General features: G+C 62.7%; 17 protein-coding genes. 2 read left to right on the top strand and 15 right to left on the bottom strand.

Annotation, left to right across the window (positions count from 1 at the left end; genetic code table 11):
• Nucleotides 1–34: 34 nt before the first annotated feature.
• From B3H47_RS09380 to trbB, 12 genes are all read right to left on the bottom strand, one after another.
• Nucleotides 35–541, bottom strand: a complete 507-nt coding sequence (locus tag B3H47_RS09380) for a hypothetical protein (RefSeq protein ID WP_064971540.1) — start codon at nt 539–541, stop codon at nt 35–37.
• A 110-nt stretch (nt 542–651) separates the two neighbouring features.
• Complete coding sequence (gene trbJ / locus B3H47_RS09375) at nt 652–1,341, bottom strand: P-type conjugative transfer protein TrbJ (protein ID WP_064971541.1); 690 nt, start codon at nt 1,339–1,341, stop codon at nt 652–654.
• Between the two features lie 26 nt (nt 1,342–1,367).
• Nucleotides 1,368–2,759, bottom strand: coding sequence for a hypothetical protein (locus tag B3H47_RS09370; RefSeq protein ID WP_064971542.1), 1,392 nt, complete (start codon nt 2,757–2,759; stop codon nt 1,368–1,370).
• Nucleotides 2,760–2,824: 65 nt separating this feature from the next.
• Complete coding sequence (locus tag B3H47_RS09365) at nt 2,825–3,298, bottom strand: glycine zipper 2TM domain-containing protein (RefSeq protein WP_064971543.1); 474 nt, start codon at nt 3,296–3,298, stop codon at nt 2,825–2,827.
• 142 nt (nt 3,299–3,440) lie between these two features.
• The gene (locus B3H47_RS09360) at nt 3,441–5,888 is read right to left on the bottom strand and encodes a transporter (protein WP_064971544.1); all 2,448 of its coding nucleotides are present in this window, start codon (nt 5,886–5,888) and stop codon (nt 3,441–3,443) included.
• Nucleotides 5,889–5,930: 42 nt separating this feature from the next.
• Nucleotides 5,931–6,233 (bottom strand): conjugal transfer protein TrbD, encoded by a 303-nt coding sequence (gene trbD, locus B3H47_RS09355; RefSeq protein ID WP_232054130.1) that lies wholly within the window; start codon nt 6,231–6,233, stop codon nt 5,931–5,933.
• A 9-nt stretch (nt 6,234–6,242) separates the two neighbouring features.
• Nucleotides 6,243–6,581 (bottom strand): TrbC/VirB2 family protein, encoded by a 339-nt coding sequence (locus B3H47_RS09350; RefSeq protein WP_084440238.1) that lies wholly within the window; start codon nt 6,579–6,581, stop codon nt 6,243–6,245.
• A gap of 87 nt (nt 6,582–6,668) precedes the next feature.
• A complete protein-coding gene (traI, locus tag B3H47_RS09345; protein WP_064971545.1) occupies nt 6,669–8,579 on the bottom strand; it encodes a TraI/MobA(P) family conjugative relaxase in 1,911 nt (636 codons plus the stop codon).
• On the bottom strand, nt 8,580–8,945 hold the full coding sequence (locus B3H47_RS09340) for a plasmid mobilization protein (RefSeq protein ID WP_156052520.1): 366 nt from the start codon (nt 8,943–8,945) through the stop codon (nt 8,580–8,582). It lies immediately after the preceding gene.
• A gap of 118 nt (nt 8,946–9,063) precedes the next feature.
• Nucleotides 9,064–9,813 (bottom strand): nucleotidyl transferase AbiEii/AbiGii toxin family protein, encoded by a 750-nt coding sequence (locus B3H47_RS09335; RefSeq protein WP_156052521.1) that lies wholly within the window; start codon nt 9,811–9,813, stop codon nt 9,064–9,066.
• Nucleotides 9,810–10,118 (bottom strand): hypothetical protein, encoded by a 309-nt coding sequence (locus B3H47_RS09330; RefSeq protein ID WP_013106262.1) that lies wholly within the window; start codon nt 10,116–10,118, stop codon nt 9,810–9,812. The genes B3H47_RS09335 and B3H47_RS09330 overlap by 4 nt, the downstream gene beginning before the upstream one ends.
• Nucleotides 10,119–10,145: 27 nt before the next feature.
• On the bottom strand, nt 10,146–11,102 hold the full coding sequence (trbB, locus tag B3H47_RS09325; protein WP_064135054.1) for a P-type conjugative transfer ATPase TrbB: 957 nt from the start codon (nt 11,100–11,102) through the stop codon (nt 10,146–10,148).
• Between the two features lie 147 nt (nt 11,103–11,249).
• Between trbB and B3H47_RS09320 the strand changes: the two genes are divergently transcribed.
• Entirely contained in the window at nt 11,250–11,660 is a 411-nt protein-coding gene (locus tag B3H47_RS09320; RefSeq protein ID WP_141130566.1) for a hypothetical protein, read from the top strand.
• 32 nt (nt 11,661–11,692) lie between these two features.
• Entirely contained in the window at nt 11,693–12,322 is a 630-nt protein-coding gene (locus B3H47_RS09315; protein ID WP_141130565.1) for a hypothetical protein, read from the top strand.
• Nucleotides 12,323–12,332: 10 nt separating this feature from the next.
• Here the strand turns inward: B3H47_RS09315 and B3H47_RS09310 are convergent, their stop codons facing one another.
• Genes B3H47_RS09310 through B3H47_RS09300 form a run of 3 tightly spaced genes read right to left on the bottom strand, consistent with a single transcriptional unit; the run spans nt 12,333 to nt 15,161 of the window.
• The gene (locus tag B3H47_RS09310; RefSeq protein WP_064135051.1) at nt 12,333–12,911 is read right to left on the bottom strand and encodes a lytic transglycosylase domain-containing protein; all 579 of its coding nucleotides are present in this window, start codon (nt 12,909–12,911) and stop codon (nt 12,333–12,335) included.
• Nucleotides 12,908–13,078, bottom strand: coding sequence for a hypothetical protein (locus B3H47_RS09305; protein ID WP_156052522.1), 171 nt, complete (start codon nt 13,076–13,078; stop codon nt 12,908–12,910). The genes B3H47_RS09310 and B3H47_RS09305 overlap by 4 nt, the downstream gene beginning before the upstream one ends.
• A 1-nt stretch (nt 13,079) precedes the next feature.
• Nucleotides 13,080–15,161, bottom strand: coding sequence for a DNA topoisomerase 3 (locus tag B3H47_RS09300; RefSeq protein WP_079668488.1), 2,082 nt, complete (start codon nt 15,159–15,161; stop codon nt 13,080–13,082).
• Between the last annotated feature and the right edge of the window lie 40 nt (nt 15,162–15,201).

Genomic DNA, 15,201 nt, shown 5'->3' with positions numbered 1-15,201 from the left:
TTGCCCCTGTTGCTTGCTTTGGCCTCAAGCGGGATCAGTAGAACCCCGCGCCCGTGGTCTGCACTGCGGCGCAGGTGCCGGTTGCGCCAAGGGTTTCTTTGCCCAAAGACTGGCACCACGCAGCCTGTGCGGTGCGCTCTTTGGGGTGCGCCTTGAACCAGCCGTGGTCGCGCCCTGCATAGGGGCCTTGGGCCTGATCGACTCCGGCGTAAAGGTTCTGGCAGGACACCGTGCCGCGCCGCTTGGTCACGGCATCGGCACTCGCAACCGCATTGCCCTGGGCGTCCTTGCCGCCGCACCACAGGGCTTCTTGCCATGCCGGATCGGCGGCTTCGCCGACCACGGCGTGACTGTTCAGTTGCGCGGCGTACCAGGCCACGGTTTGCCCGCCGAACGGGCCTTCACTGGCATTGATCTTCGCCCCAGCAACCGGGCCAACGCCAGGTGCGGTGACGGACGATGCTTGTTGCCCGCAGCCCGACAGCAGGGCGGCGGCAACGATAAGCATCGCGGGAATGGAAAAACGTGCAGACGGTTTCATGGGGCGCTCCTTTGCGCTTGAAAGTGTGGGAATTGGGACTGTTTCTATGAGTCGCCCCGCACTCGCGCCCGAAGGCCGTCTGTACTCTGGATGTTACCGAAGGCGGCAAATCAGTAAAAGCCCGCACCGGTTGATCCGTTCAGAAAGCTCTGGTTGATCTGGTTCTTTTGCAGGTCTTGCGCGTTTTTCGCGCCGACGGCGTTCAGCTCGACTTGGCTGTTGGTCATGATCGTTTGCTGCAGGCCCTGAAGTTGGTTGACCAGCATCCCGGAAATCTGGTTGCCCGCCTGTAGTACCTGCATCCGCCCCGTCGCCGACTGGCTGGCGTTCTGGATTTGCTGTAGCGCCTGCTGCTGCGTCTGGAAGTCCTGCGCCTGCAATCCGTAGGAATTGAGCGCCTGCTGGATCTGGCTGGTCAGGTTGCCGTTCCACTGTGACAGGTTGGCTTGGTAGCTTTGCCCGTTCACGCCGTACTGCGCCTGAACCCCGGCAGCCGTGTTCTGCGAGGCGTAGGTCAACCCCTGCGCTTGTCCGACAAGCGTTACAAGCGACTGCAACTGCCCGGCGATGTTCGGCCAGATTTGATCCGGCAGATTTTTCAGGTTCATCGCCTGGTTGTAGACCATCTGGAACTGCGCTTGCAGTTGCTGCGCCTGGGTGGCGTACTGCTCGACGGCGGTCAGTTCCTGAACGATCTGTTCAGGAAACGTGGCCCCGGCGATCATGCCGGTGGCGTGAGCGGGCGTGCTGGCGAGGGCGGCAATCGCGCCCAAGGCGACGATGGATTTTTTCAGAGTCATGAGGGTTCTCCTGCGAGGTGAGAGGGTTACTGGCCTTGCGGCACGCCGGTTTGTGCGCCGATGTTCTGCAGCGTGGTGCTGGACTGATTCGCTGCGGCGTTCTGCGCTGCGGTGTTGAGCGTGCTGCCGATGCTGGGCGACAGGGCGTTCTCTTGTGCTGCAGTCGCGTTTCCGGTGGCAATCGCTTGGCTCTGGATGTTCTGTTGGTAGTCGTAAAGGCCTTGCTGCTGGTCAACCTCGTTCTGCGCGATGCCCGCGGCCTGCGTCCAGGTAGGGTCGCCCGTGGACTGCGCCTGAGCGTTGTCGTAGCTGGCAATCTGGTTGGCGGCATTGCGCGAATACTCGGCGCTCAACCCAGCGAGACCGGCCTGCGCTGCGATGACGGCGGCGTTCTGGTTCTGCTGCGCCGCTGCACCCAGGGCGTTCTGCTGGGCGTCGGCAGCGGACGTGTAGGACGTGTCCGTACTGGCCGCGGTTGCCGATTGCCCTTGCTGCACGCCGGTCTGCGCGGTCGTTTGCGCGAGCGCCTGCTGGGTATTCGTCGATCCTGCCGCCTGACCCTGCTGCACGCCTGTCATGGACTGAATCTGTTGCAGCGTGCCCTTGGCGCTGTTCAGCGCCGATGCGGCGGCTGCGACGTTCAGCGCCGTGCCCAGTACCGGGGCTGCGGCGACGTTGGCGGCATAAGCGCCGTTGGCAATGTTCTGCTCAACCGCATTGGCGGCCATCCAGCCCGCAGCACACCACGGATTGCCGCAGGACGCGGCGTTTTGCGCGTCCTGGTAGGCGGCTTTGTTCGCGGTGAAGCCGGTAGTCGTCAAGCCGTTCATCGCGGCCTGCGTTGCTGCCCCGGCGATCAGGTATTCGCCCGTGTTATTCGTCACCGTGGGTTGACCTTGCTGGACGCCGGTGCTCTGCGTGATGCTGGCCGTTGATTGTGCGGCGCCGGACGACGCAGCGGACTGCGCGGCGGAGTTGTTGGACTGTGCGACGGCGGGTGCAGCGGACACCTCGGCGTTATATGACGCGCTTTGAGACGTGGCCGCCTGCTGCTGCACAGGAATCTGGGCGCCAGCTTGTGCCTGGTTGTCGTTGGCGACCGATTGCGCCTGATCAGCGGCTTGCTGCCAGGCGTCGCTGTAGCCGCCGCCGCGCCCTCCGTAGTAGTCGCTTCCGACGTTCGCCGCATCCTGATTCGAGATGTCCTGCGCCGTGTTCGACGCAGCCTGGTACGCCTGCTGGTTGTAGTAAGACATCCCGCCGTTGTAGGCGCTGGTCGAGTTTTGATTCGCAGACGCGCCCAGGCTCTGCTGGGCAGTCGGATCGGGCGTGGGCGCCGGGGCTGGATAGGTCTGCGCGGACGCCAGCAACGGCAAAGCCGCCAATGCGGCGGCGAGGGTGAATTTTTTGAGATTCACGGCAAATTCCTTTCTGGCCCCTTGTTGGGGCTGTGTCTGGTTATGCTGTGACCACGGCAAAGCGATCAACCCACGGGCACGACACGCGCCTTGCCGCCATACAGATTGCCGATCACCTCGACACGCTGCCCGGCGACAAGATGCACATCGGCAGCTTGCGTGATCGCCACAGCTTGCCCGTTGTCCAGCCGGATCGTGATCTGCAGGCCCTGTTCGCGGGTTGCAGCGCCCTCTGCCGCGCTTCCGGCGATGCCGCCAGCGACAGCGCCGATGATGGCCATGGCTGTAGAGCCATGGCCGTTGCCGATGCGCGAGCCGAGATAACCCCCGGCAGCAGCACCGCCCAGCGTGCCGATGCCGGTGGAGTTCGGCGCGATCAGCACGGGCTGAATCGCCATCACCGTGCCGAACTGGACGGCCTGCGCCTGTTGCGAGCCCTGGACGGTGTAGTTCAGGGCGGATGCGTCAGGCACGCCGGGGTTGGCGCACGCAGACAGAAAAGCAGGGGCAAAGAGAATGGGGATCAGGAGTTTGCGCATGATGGACTCGCGTGTTGAGTGCTGATGCCTGGATATACGAGGGGGCGGCACGAGGCGGAGTCGGTTGATGAAGCCACACTTTCCTTGCCCCTGTCTGTGCGCCGCCGTAGGCGGGTGCAGTTGCACCGCGCGCAGCGTCCGGTCAGTACCCCTCCCAGGTCTGGGCAGCATCAAACTGCCCGCGCTCGCGCAGCCACTGCGCAGGCCAGGCATCGCCCAACGTGTCGCGCAGTTCTCGAATGCGCGCGATGTCTTCCTTGCCTGACACCCCTACAAAAGCCAGTTCGGGCGCGGACAGCCCCAGTTCGAACAACCGGCGACCGTCCGGGTGAATGACGTAGTACTGACGCTTCGGAGTGGCCATCGTCAGAATCTCGATCTGGCGATGATTCAGCCCGACACCCTCATAGAGGGGCCGGATGTTCTCGGTCATCGCCTCGGGGTTGGGCAAAAAAATCTTAGTCGGGCAGGACTCGAAGATCACATCGGCAATGCCCGATTTGGTCAGATCGGTCAGCGATTGCGTGGCGAACACCACCGCGACGTTGGCCTTGCGCAGCACCTTGAGCCATTCCCGAATCTTGGCCTTGAACGCCGGGTGTCCGAGCATGATCCAGGCTTCGTCCAGCACGAGCAAGGTCGGCTGACCCTTGAAGCGCTGCTGGATGCGGTGAAACAGGTAGGCCAGCACCGGCAGCACCACCTTGTCGCCCTTGTTCATCAGATGTTCCATTTCGAACACCTGGAACGGATCTTCCGCCAGCGCGTCGGTCTCGGCGTCGAGCAAGTGCCCGGCTGCGCCGCTGATCGTGTAATAGCTCAGCGCGTCGCGCAGTTCCGCATCCTGCAACTGAATCAGGAAGTTGGTCATCGTGCGCTGGTTCATCGCGTCGGTGGATTGACCGAGTTGCTGAACAGCGCGATAGATTTTCTGGCGATGCTCCGGCGTGACGCGCACGCTCTGCAGTTCGCATAGTTGCTCGATCCACTCTGCGACCCAGGCCTGCTCGTGGGGTTCATCACAGCGGCCCAGCGGACAAAAGGCCAGATCGCCGTGCTCGCCGCCGATGTCGTAATGCTGGCCGCCTGCGCCCCAACACAGGGGCAACATGGAATAGCCTTTGTCGAAGGCGAACACCTGCGCTTTTTTGTAGCGAAACTGCTGTGCGACCAGCGTGGACAGCAGGGTGGACTTGCCCGAGCCGGGCGGCCCCAGAATCACGGTATGCCCCAGATCGCCCGCGTGCAGACTCAGACGAAACGGAGTCGCGCCATCGGTCTTGGCGTACAGCAACGGCGGGCTGGCAGGCGGATAGAAAGGGCAAGGATTGCTGTCCGGCCCAGCCCAAACCGCCGTGAACGGCAGCAGATGCGCCAGGTTCAGGGTGTTGATCAGCGGACGGCGCACGTTCGCGTGCGTGTTGCCCGGCATCGTGCCCAGATAAGCCTCAACCGCATTCACCGTTTCGATGCGCGCGCCGAAGCCGGCGTTCTCGATGATTTTCTTGACTTCGCGGGCGATTTCGTCCAGCGTCGTGCTGTCGTCATGCGCAAGCAGAATGACGCTCGTGTAGTAGCCGAAGCGCACCGCGCCTGATTGGTTTTCGCTGATGGCGGCCACCGCATCTTCGGTCTGTTCGACCGCGTGCATGTTCAAGTGCGTCGCCGCGCCACCCGAGGCTTCGCGCACCAGGTTCATCATGCTCTTGCGCTTTTGCGCCCACTTGCTGCGGTAGCTGTTGAGCACCTTGTCGGCCTGGGCTTGCGACAAGTAGATGAAGCGGTTGCTCCAGCGATAGGCCACCGGCAGGCGCGACAGGAAATCGAGGATGCCAGGGGCAGAAAAAGCCGGGAAGCCTTCAACGGCCAGGCAGATCATGGGCCGACCGTCCAGACGGGGCTCAAAGCCAGTCGTGAAGTCGTGCTGGCCGATCACCGCGTCCAGGTACATCGGCACTTCGGGCATGCGCACCCGGCGCGGCGCTTGCAGCGTGATGCACGAGTCCAGATAGCCCAGCAGTTCGCTGGTGACCGCGCCAGTATGTTCATCGACCGAATCGGTCATCCGATTGATCTTGACAACCGTGGACAGGCGGGATTCGACTTCGCGGATGCCGTCCTTGAAGCGCTGCAGGTTGCGCGCGGCAACGCCGGTTTTTTCACCGCCGTCAATAAACATGGACGCGGCTTTGTCCGCAGCGTCAGGATCGGGAAACCAGGAAATGGTGAGCGCAAAGCGGCTCTCGAATCCTGCATGCTGACCTTCGTGCCGAGCCTTGCGCATGTCATCGATCAACCGCGTGGTGCGGTCGGGGAATGCCCCGGCCTTGGCATAACCGGGAGCCTGCTGGCGGATCGCATCGCAGTTGACCACCCAGCCGTCGTCGAGCAACAGCGCGTTGTTGATGCGCGCGGCCATGGCGCCGAGTTCGCCCTTGGTGGCGGAATCCAGATCAGGGCCTTGGTACCACCAGCCAGCAAGCAGCGCACCAGCCTTGGTCAGCACAATGCCATCATCGACCAGGGCCGCCCAGGGCAGCAAGTCGGGCAATCCGGCGGCGCGGTCACGGAATTCTTTGAGGGCAAGCATGGGTGTTCCTTTGTTGGTTGCTTCCGGGGTCACTTCCGGGGGTTACTTCCACTCGCGCGACTTGCCAAACGGCGTGGCGCGACCGGAGTAAAAGCGTTTGAATGCAAGAGAGCGGCGTCCGGTTTTGGAAAGCTGTGGATCAAACGTTGCGGCGCGGGACAGCGCCCAGGTGCCGAGCACCCAAAGGCCGATCCCGAGCCCCGCAGCCCACAGCTTGGCCAGCGAAAACACGAACACCCCGGCGAGAGTCATCAGACCAAGAACCAGGGTGCGCTCACCGCCCAGCATGAGCAGCGGACGGTTGAGCGAACCGTGGATCGGCGCGGAAATGTTCTGATCGTCCACGGCTGCTCCTCAGATGACCGCGCCGGACAGGCCGAGCGCCGACAGGAACTTGTTGCCCATGACGATCATGGCCACGCCCAGCACGACGTACAGGGCCTTCTTGGCGATCCCGCCCAGCTCTTCGCCGAATACCAGGGCGGCGCCCGCAGCGAGGAAAGCAATGACGCTGATGCCGGTGGCAACCGGGCCGGTCAGATCGTTCTGCAGGGTCTGGATGGGCGTATCCCAGGGCAGGCCCCCAGAGGTGGAAGCGAACGCTTCCATGGTGGTCGCCGCAAACACGGCGGCAGCGAGGGTGAGGCGACGCACGACGGCGGCGCGCAGGTTGCGGATGGTAGAAAACTTCATGGCTGATCCTTTCGTGATCAAGTAACTGGTTGGGGCGCGGCGGAAGCCTTGCTTGAGTGGATATGCGCAGGGGCGGCACGGCGCGATTCAGCGCAGGGGCGGATCACGGGGTAGGACGGGGCGACGCGGGCGGGATGGACTGCGCTCGACTTCGATTTGCGCGCGTTCCTGCTCAACGACCTGTTGCAGGTCGGCATCCTTGACGCCAACACCCAGGCGAGCGGCCTGTCGTGCAGCCTGCTCGCGGAATGCGGCGTCGCCAGTGATGTAGACCTCGCCACCAAACTTCTGAGCAGCCAACCGCAGTCCGGCCTCAATCGTGTCGGCATCCGCGATGTGGACATCGACGCGCGGGCCGGAATCGGTCATGCGCACGCGCCCGGCTTGGTCGTGGTATTCGATGCGCTGGTGGCGGCGATCGACCTGGATGCGGGCGTCTTCGAGCGCAAAGGCTTTCCTTGCCCCCGCTGTTGGGTCTGGCGGAGCACCGCCAATGGAGCCAGCCATAGCGCGCGGCTTTAACGGGTCAAGGTCTTCGCCCTCGAAGCCATTCTTGCCTTTGTTCTTTTGCTGTCCCTCGCGGTAGCGAATGCCGCGCAGCGCCGATGCGGCTGCTTCATCGTCCGCCATGGCTTGGCGCTCAAGCCAGTCCACCCAACCCACGCTCGGCGCATCCTTAGTCAGAGATGTACGTTCGGCTTTCTGCCGCTTTTGCAGTTCCTGTCGCCGAATGACCGCTTCGGCAGCCCACAGCCCCTGCGCGATTTGCTTGCTGCCATGCTTGGCGGTGAGTTCTGCAATGCGCACCGGCTTGATGGCCTTGAGTTCTTGCCGGAGCGTGGCGCGCTCGGCCTGGTGATGCGCGCGCAGGCTGGAAACCAGCGTGCCACGGGCCTGCTTCTGCGTCGCCTGCTCACGCTTGAATGTGTCCGCCAGTTCCTTGCGTGCCAAGGCGCGCGCCTCGCGCTTCGCCTGCCGTTCCGGGGTTGACCCCGTGCGTCCGGGGATTTCCTGCAAACCCGGTTCAGTCCCGGCGCGCACGCCATCGACAAAGCGGGCATAGGTTTTGGCGGGCTGCACGCGAGCGGCAGAAACATCAGGAGCGACGAAGGGTGAACCAAACTTTTTCTCCAGCCGGCCCAGGCTCAAGGAGTAATGCACGCCGCTGGCCTTGGTGCTGGTGGCGCGACCATCGGGCAGGTTGGTGTCGATGACCAAGCCGCCACCGCTCTGCCGCAAGGTGCAGCCGCGCTCGGCCAGCGTTTGATGTAGTTCCTGCCACGACCGCGCGGCGAGCAGTTCATCCTTGGCGCGTTTGCTCAGCCAGTCCGACAGGCTGGGAACGCCGCTGTGGACTTCCGCAGCACGCGCACCCGGCGTCGGCGCCCGATCGGTCTTGCGCAGGCCCAGTTGTTCGCGCTGGGCTTTGCTCAGGCGCTGAACTTCGCCGTCGATGACGACATACGGCCCCTTGTCATGCGCCCATCCCTGCGCAAGCTCAAGTTCGCGCATGCACTTGTCCAGCACCAGAAAATCCAGCTTTGGCGGACCGGACAAATGGAGTTTTTCCGGGTGAACGCGGTTGGCTAGGATGTGGATATGCCAATGATGGTCGCGGTCGGTGTGCAAGCCCCAGACCGCTTGATTTTCAGACAGTCCAAGCGCCTTGAGCGTGTGCGCTGCAGCTTCACGGCACTGCTCCGGCGTGGGGTGCTCGCCCTCGCGCCAGGAAATGGCGTAGTGATAGAAAGGGTTGCTGGTGAACCGATTGCGCAAGCGGCCCGCCTCGGCGGTGTAGTCCATCATGCGGATGGCCAGAGCGCGATCCAGCGGGTCGGTCAGATCGAGGTCGCCCATCTCCAGGTTGAAGCTGCCACCGGTGACGTTGCGATCCAGCGCGTGCTCTTCGCCGCCCTCGCGGAAGATGTATTGCACGCCGTGGTGCGCGGAGACCCGCCCGCCGCGCTCGTTGTGCAGCTTGATGACTTTGGCGAGCATTCAGGCAGCCTCGTGCTCGTCGCCTTCATTCTTGCCGCCCGCGAGCCTGTCGGCGTGCTCCAGCACGGCTTGCATGGCCGACCAGTAGTGTCGCTTTTCCTCATTCGTCCAGTTGGACTCTTTTGGGTACTGGCCCTTGAGCATCGCGCCCAGGCGGCGTAACTCAAACACCGCGCTTTCATCGACGCGGGAAGCAATGCGCAGCTTGCCGCCAGACAGAGCGAGGTCGCGCACAAAGACGCCGGGCCGCATGCCGGCTTGCGCGGCATGGGCGTTGATGACGTCGATTTCCGCGCGCGTGCAGCGGAAATGAAAAAAGAGTTCGCGCGGCGCGCGTTTGGTTTTTTGAGTGATGTTGGTTGCCATGAAAGTCCCCATGTGTGCTTATGGGGATATGCGCGTGGGCGGCAACACAAACAGCACCCGCGCTGCGCGCGGCGCCCAGGCAAAGGCAGGGGCAAAGAAAAGGGCGGGCGGGGGATGCTCAACGACCGAGGTCGATGTCCGGATTTTGTCGGTGTATTGCCGACAGCCCGGCGCTGCGGCCTGCTGAGCGTGTGTAGCGGTCGGCCTGTTCCAACGCCCACTTGATGGATGCATCGAACGCTGGCTTGTCGGGAGCGCGGATCGCATCCCATGCCGCTTGCGCCGCCCGTGATGTGGTCATGGCATGCAAGGACTCTCGAATCGCATCGAGCCGGTCGCCAGGCAAAAAAACCTGCATGGACTTCGCGACGTGCCCAGCCGCGCTGTGCGCGACGACCGCGCGCCAGTCAAACAGGTCGCGGGGCGTCAATGCCCATCCGCGATAGAACAATTTCTTTGCGAGGACTTCATCCACCGGCTCAAGTGCGAAAGGCACCTCGACATCGGACGCATGCTCATCGGGCAAGCCAAGCAGCGACATGCTCACGATGAAGTCGATTTCCCCGGCAGGGAGTCGAAGTTTCAGCGCTGTGGCGGACTCTTCATATCCCGTCATGACGGACTCAAAGCGATCGTTCAGCCGGGGAGTGAGATACCCGATCCACTGTGGATCACGGATAAACAGGTCAATGTCATCGCTGATCCGGTGTTCGAAGGCCAGCATGAGCCGCGTTCCACCACCCAGCTTGGGGTCCATCTTGGACCCAGCGCGTTGCTCCGCATCGGCCACCATCTCGGCAGCAGCACGGGCGAGTTCGCGCCACGGGCCGCTGGCCTTGAACTGAGACACGTCGTCGCGCGTGGTCATGTCCGATCGGCAACCAGTTGCTCCCACGCCTTGACACGCGGCATGCCGTCCGCCAGGGTTTCGGCGTAAAGCTGATGGGCGTGTCGCCAGTCGGTCTTCGCTTCGCGGGCGCAGCTCAGGATGAGCGCAGGGTCGATTTCCGTAAAAAGGCTGTGCAGCAGTCCCCGAACGATGCGGGTCTTCTGTCCGGCAACGATATGCGCAACGGTGCCTTCGCGCAGCGCAAGCGCAAGATCAGCCGGGCGAACCACCGGGCCGGTCGCCGCGTTCAAATGCCCGACGGCAAGATCGAGTTTGCTGTCCATAGGTGCATTTTGCAGCAGGCGGCCCCTTCAAGCCAGCCGCTCGACGTGGAACCCGCCGCTGGACGACCAGCCGCGCACGGCGGCCACTTCTTCGACCCGGCGACCATCGGCGGTGCGCTTGATCGAGACGACCACATTCACCGCTTCGGCGATGAGTTCGGGGTTGGGCGGCACGCCAGCTTCTTGAATGAGCTGGCCGATGCGGATCAGCGCAGCGCTGGCGTCATTCGCATGCACCGTGCCGACGCCGCCTGGATGCCCGGTGTTCCAGGCTTTGAGCAAGGCCAGGGCGCTACCGTCACGCACCTCGCCCACAACGATACGGTCTGGCCGCAGCCGCATGGTGGCGCGCAGCAGTCGGGTCATGTCGGTATTGTCGCTGGTGCGCAGGAACACGACGTTTTCAGCATTGACCTGCAGCTCGCGCGTGTCTTCGATCACCACAATGCGGTGTTCCCCGTCAAGCCGGGCCACGGCGTCGAGGATGGCGTTGGCCAAGGTGGTCTTGCCTGTGCCGGTGCCGCCGCTGACCAAAACATTCAGCCGGCCAGCGACCGCCTCTTCGAGCGCTTGGCGCTGGGCGCGCGTCATGATGCCCTTGACGACATAGTCATCTAGGGTAAAGACCAGAGTGGCTTTTTTGCGCAAGGCAAAGCTCGCGCGCTCGACCAAGGGAGGAATCAGCGCCTCGAACCGGCTGCCGTCCAGCGGTAGCTCGCATTCGAGGATGGGTTGCTGGGACGTCACCACGGTATCGAGCATGGCCGCCACGGTGTTGACGATGGTCAGCGCCCGCACAGCGTCGATGCGGCCGGTCTGCCGCATGCCCTCGCCCAGGCGATCCACCCAGAGCGTGCCATCTGGGTTGAGCATGATTTCGACCACACGGGGATCACCCAGAGGATCGAGGATTTCACTGCCCATCGCCCGTCGCAGGGCCTCGGTTTGCCGTGCGCGTGCCGCTGATTGTTGTTCGTCTGCCATATTCCTGCTCCTGTATCACACACACAGATATGGAAAACGGCGGCAAACAAACGACGATGTTGATTATTCGATGATTATAAGTTGATATTCGACATTACTGGTGCGCGCTGAAAAAATTGTGGTCACTGCAGTTTAGGAGGAACCACAATGGACGCAGAAATAATGACAAAAACGGAAATCCGGGTGATGCGCATCATCCATGGCTTGCCTGACAGAAAGCCGGGCTTTACATGGCGCGATTTCTGCAATTCGCCAAGTGCATTTTTGAAAACCTGGCCCCTGGGCCGCGCGGGCCGCAGGCTAGCATTCCTGCTGTCGCGCAAACAAAAAACCGCGGCGCGCAGCGGCCTGGTTGTTGCTCGACACGCGAAACTGGCGCTGGAAAAAATGGCCCAGAAAATCAAATCGCGTGGCGGCGATCTGGCGCGGCAGTTTATCGGTTTTGTTGTGCTGCTCGGAGTTTGGGCTGCGCGCACGATTTCTGTGGTGCTGCCCGACGTGCCGCTAAAACGGCAGCGGAAACTGGCTCTCGAATCGCAGCTTCAGATCGAGATCTGAAACCACCAACACCAAAGACAAAAGGAATGAAAATGAAAAATGAACTCTCACTTACCCCGCTGCAAACCTGGGGTGCCGAGTCGATTTACCAGGAAGCCATGCGGGCCGCGCGCCGTTGGCGCAGCGAGCCAGCATTCAATTCTGGCGGGCCGCTTGATTATGTTGAAGACCGTGCGCAGGAAGTTGTTTGCCACGCCTGGGGATACATCAAAAAGCGTGGCTTTAGCGAGGAAGAGTTGTGTATGGATCAGGTGACCCTTTTCCACCGGATCGCAGAATACTCAAAATTTGGAATGATACAGCGATGCTACGCTGTAAAAACGACCGAAATTTTTGCTGACGAAGCTAGCGACGAAGACGCGCGCACCGACAATGCGTCTGGATGTACGGAAGATGCGGAGCATGAGGAACGCGATCAAGAAACGCGAAGCCGCATCAAAGAGATTTTCAGGGCAGTCGGAATTACCGATGCCGACTGGGCCATTTTTGGCGACGCAAACAGCGATCTGACAGAATCTCTCGGCGTCTGTCCGCGAGAAGTTCGGAATATCAAGTCGGATCGCAGTAAGGCGATTATCAAGAGGTTCGAAAAACTTGGCCTGCTGGGCGAAATAAAATCAATTCTCGGCGTCCGGCAACTCAACAAGCTCAACCCGATTTGATCGCCGCTGATCACCACTTCACAGCCAGCCCGCCGCCCTGGGGCGCCAGCGGGCTTGCCTGCGGCGTCCAGGTGATGACGGGGCGAACAGGCGGCAGCGCGCCTATGTTTGCCGGATCACTGCTTGCCCACTGCGCCAGCTTGCCGCCCGGAATGGCTGGCACGAAAACGCCAGCTTTCCCGAACACCTTCTCCCCATAAGCCATTCCCACAGGGCTGTGGAGCTGGCCGGTGTTGTACGCTGACAAGGTGGCGCGTAGATCGCCCGAACGCATCCATCCCTCCATCAGAACCGTCTGCGCGGCGCGCAGATTCGCGCAGGGGTCGAGAACCTGATCGACGCCCAGCCCCAGCCGGGGCAGGTTCCTGCTGTTGATCTGCGCCAGTCCGATGTCCACCGAGTGTCCTCGCGCGATCAGCTCGCGTGCGATGCGCGCAGCTTCCGCCACGCTCGCAGGCCGATAGCTCTTTCCGCCGGTGTTGTCGTGCACGGCCAGCGGATCGCCCCCGCTTTCCTGCTGCACAATCGCCGCCAGCGTCACGGGCGCAATCTGGGGTGCGCATTGCTGAAGCATGGCAACCGGCGTCATTTCGCGGCTCCACCAAGCAGGCCGAACCAGACGCTTGCCATCAACGCAGCGGACGCAATGACGGCAACGGCAGCAAGCGTGCCGAGAAACCATCCGGAATCCTCAAGCTCTTTGATCCCAGAATCGTTGCGCCCAGAATCCCCGTTACTCACATCGCCGTTGCTCATCTCATCGCCCCCCACTTCGTGCCAAGCTTGCCTTCATCCTTGCTGTCGGGCCCTTGCAGGTCGGGCACTTCGGGCCGGCGCCTGCAGCGCTCGATGTTTTTTGCGCAGTCTCGCCTGCCGGTCTGTCCTCGAAACGCTTGCCCGGCTTGCCGCCGTCATCGCCGAATGCGGCTTGGCAGTCCATGCAGCGGTGATAGACGTTCCCGGCCTTGCTTTTGAGTTGGGCGCAGCGACTGCCGCCGCATGCAGGACAGGCATGCATGACCATCTGGCCGTCCGTCAGCTTGCCCTCCAACAGCGCCCGCGAAAACTCCCGCGTTGCATCCACCTGGACCTGCATGAACGCAGCCAGCGCTGCACGCCCTGCGGCGATGTCCGCCAGCGCGTCCTCCTGCAATGCGGTGTAGCCTGGGTCGGCCAGATCAGGCGCGACCTTGCGCAGCATGTCGATCAGCTGCACACCTCGGTCGGTCGGGTGGATTTCCTTCTTGCGGCGCTCGGCGTACTCGCGCGTGATCAGCACCTCGATCATCGAGGCCCGCGTCGCCTCGGTGCCCAGCCCTGACGTCTCCTTCAGTCGCGCCTTGAGCTTTGGATCCGTCACCAGCCTATGCACGCCAGTCATGGCGGCGATGAGCGTGCCGTCGGTGTAGGGCTTCGGCGGTGTGGTGCGCTTGGCGACGACCTCACCGCGCTCACAGGTGCGGACTTCACCCTCGCGCAGATCGGGCAGCGCACCCTGGGCTTCGCCTTGCTCTTGCCCCTCGTCTTCATCCTTGGCGCCGAGCCGCGTCCAGCCGGGATCGAACACCACGCGCGCCGCCGCGCGGAACGCAAGCCCGTCGATCTCGAACAACCCTTCGCGAGTCTCGAATTTCTCGGGCGGCATGAACAGGCGGATGTAGGACTCGCGGATCAGATCGAACACCCGCTTGGCGTTGGCCGACAGGCTGGCCGCATCGGGGCTCTGCCCAGTCGGGATGAGTCCGTGGTGCGCCTCGACCTTGGCGGTGTTCCAGGCCGCGTGCTTGCGCGCCGGGTCGATCCCCGCAACATCCGCGCCACCAATGGCCTTCAGAATGCCCGCCGCTGCACCATGCATCTCAACGGGCAGGTAGGGGCAATCAGTACGCGGGTAGGTGGTGACCTTGGCTTCGTAGAGTTCCTGTGCCGCAGCCAGCGTGTCCTTGGCCGACAAGCCCAGACGGCTGCTGGCGGCCTTCTGCAACCCGCCCAGCGTGTAGGGAATCGGTGCGGCACGCTCACCCGCCTTGCGGGTGAATTTGGTGACTCGCGCAGCCTTGTCGGTGATTTGGCGAGCAACCTCGTCCGCCTTGGCCTTGTCCAGCAACCGCCCATCTTCATCCACCAGATCGTCCGGCATCTGCCATACAGCCCTGATGCCGCCGTCCAGATACGCAATGACCTGGTAGAAGTCGCGGGGCTTGAAGTGATCGATCTCGCGCTTGCGATCGACCAGCAGTGCCAGAGTCGGGGTCTGCACCCGCCCGACACTCCAGGCGCCCGGCACGCCGCAGCCTTGCAGATTGCGGCTCAAGGCGATGGAGCAGTTCATGCCCATCAGCCAGTCGGCCCGCTGACGCGCCAGGGCGGATTCGTAGACGGGGCGCATAGCGGCGTTGTTTTTGATGCCAGAGAGCGCTTTACGCACACTGGCATCATCCAAACTGGACAGCCACAGGCGCGAGGTCTTGCCCTTCCAGTTCAGGAACAGCAAGACCTCATCGACCAGCAGTTGGCCTTCGCGGTCGGCGTCCCCCGCGTTGACGACCTCGGCGGCTTCTTTGAGCAGATCGCGGATCACCTTGACTTGCTTGCCTGCACCACCGTCGCGCGGCGACAGCTTCCAGGTCGTGGGGATGACGGGTAGATGCGACGCGAGAACCTTGCCGCCATCTACATACTCTTCCGGCTTGGCCTGTTCCAGCAGATGGCCGAAGCACCAGGTGACGCGGGTCTTGGCCTGCGGGCAATCAATGAATCCGTCGCTGCGTTTGGCTCCGCCGATGACACCGGCGATGGCTTGGGCTACGGAAGGTTTCTCGGCAATGATGATGCGCATATCCGGCTCCAGAAAAAGGAGCCGGGTGCGTCGGCACCAC

Source organism: Thiomonas sp. UBA7699 (assembly GCF_002482605.1).
Taxonomy (GTDB): Bacteria; Pseudomonadota; Gammaproteobacteria; order Burkholderiales; family Burkholderiaceae_C; genus Thiomonas; species Thiomonas arsenitoxydans.
This window is presented reverse-complemented; position numbering and strand designations above follow the sequence as displayed.